The sequence below is a fragment of the Streptomyces sp. NPDC054841 genome, from assembly GCF_053611045.1.
On record NZ_JBSGZO010000911.1, the window covers coordinates 1 to 1,304 of the forward strand.

The following is a 1,304-nucleotide window of genomic DNA, read 5'->3' on the forward strand; positions in this document are numbered from 1 at the left end:
ACCCTGCACGGCCCCGCCCCGAGCCGGTTGCCGACCGCAGGTTGTGGCGGGTGGGTTCCGGTTCGGCTTTGGTCGTCGGTCGGGTGCAGGTCACGGGGGGCAGGTCCGCTGTGGCGCGGGTCCGGCCCGGATGCCGGGCGCGGGCCGGAGACGGCTAGAGCCAGCCCGCGAACTCCAGCGCCAGTTCGCCCTCCGCGCGCCGGCCCGCGGCCAGCGCCCGGGTGCCCGATTCCACCGCGCGGAAGAGCGTCCAGCCGCGGAGGCGGTCGCGGTCCACGTCCAGGGAGTCCGCCAGACGGTTCACGCGGCGGCGGGCCGCGGACGGGCCGGAGGAGGTGGCGATCATGTCCTCCACGCGGTCGCGGGCCAGCCGGGCGAGGTCGTAGGCGCGTTCACCGACGAGCGGCTCAGGACCGACCGCGAGCCATGGAGTGCGGTCGCCCGCGAGGATCTTGCCCTGGCGGAAGTTGCCGTGGAGCAGGAGGACCTCGGGGGAGTGGGCGGTCAGCTCCTCACGGGCGCCCAGGGCCGCGGCCACCAGCGCCGGCGGTGCCGCCTCGGCCCGGGCCGACAGCGCTGACGCCTGGCGGGCCGTACGGTCGGCGACCGTCTCGAAGGCGTGGCCCGCCGGTGGGTCGGCCCACAGGCGCCGCACCGTACCCGCCGCCTCCAGCAGTGCCTTCGCCTCCGGCAGAGAACGCACGGACACCTCGGGATGCAGCCGCTCCAGCAGCAGCACCCCCTCGGCCCCGCCGAGCAGCCGCACCGCGCCGAAGCCGTTCCAGTGCGTGAGCGCGGCGCGTTCCAGCTCGGGCGCGGCAAACGGCGGGACGAGCTTCAGCGTGGCGGGAGTGCCGTCCTGCTGCCGTACGAGGACGACGAGGCTGCTCCGGCCACCCGGTGCCATCACCCGCTCGATCTCGAGACCGTGCCGGGCGACCACCTCCTCGGTGAGCTTCGGCAGCTGCCCGAGCCAGTCGTTGTCGCCGAGCGCCCGCACCAGACGCTGGGGCGGTTCAAAACCCATGCGTGCGTTGTTCCCTTTCACTGCCTCGTGGCTCGCTCGGCGAGCCCTGGAAAGGCTACGCCGGTGCCCCGCCACCGCACGGCCCGCACCGCCGCTTCGCGGAGCGCACCCGCGGCCTCGCGGCGCAGCGCGCCCTCGGCAGCCCGTACGAGATCGGAGTAGACGCCCGCGACCCGGTCCTCCAGCACCGCGGCGAGCCGCACCGCCGCAGCGGCGTCCGGCACCGGGAACGGCAGGGTGTACGCGGCCTGCGCGGCCACCGGCGTCCCGCCGAGGC

At 75.8% G+C, this 1,304-nt stretch carries 2 protein-coding genes; both read right to left on the reverse strand.

Going from position 1 to position 1,304, the window contains the following annotated elements; translation table 11 throughout:
• Positions 1 to 154: 154 nt before the first annotated feature.
• Positions 155 to 1,027: an aminoglycoside phosphotransferase family protein gene (locus tag ACWGI8_RS44380; RefSeq protein WP_453669317.1), complete on the reverse strand. Its 873-nt coding sequence runs from the start codon at positions 1,025 to 1,027 to the stop codon at positions 155 to 157.
• 17 nt (positions 1,028 to 1,044) lie between these two features.
• The coding region (locus tag ACWGI8_RS44385; RefSeq protein WP_453669318.1) for a DUF4439 domain-containing protein at positions 1,045 to 1,304 on the reverse strand (260 nt) is incomplete at its 5' end.

Bases quoted from the DNA above. Each gene is read 5' to 3' on its own strand.
- ACWGI8_RS44380 (WP_453669317.1), bottom strand. From the start codon at position 1,027: ATGGGTTTTGAACCGCCCCAGCGTCTGGTGCGGGCGCTCGGCGACAAC.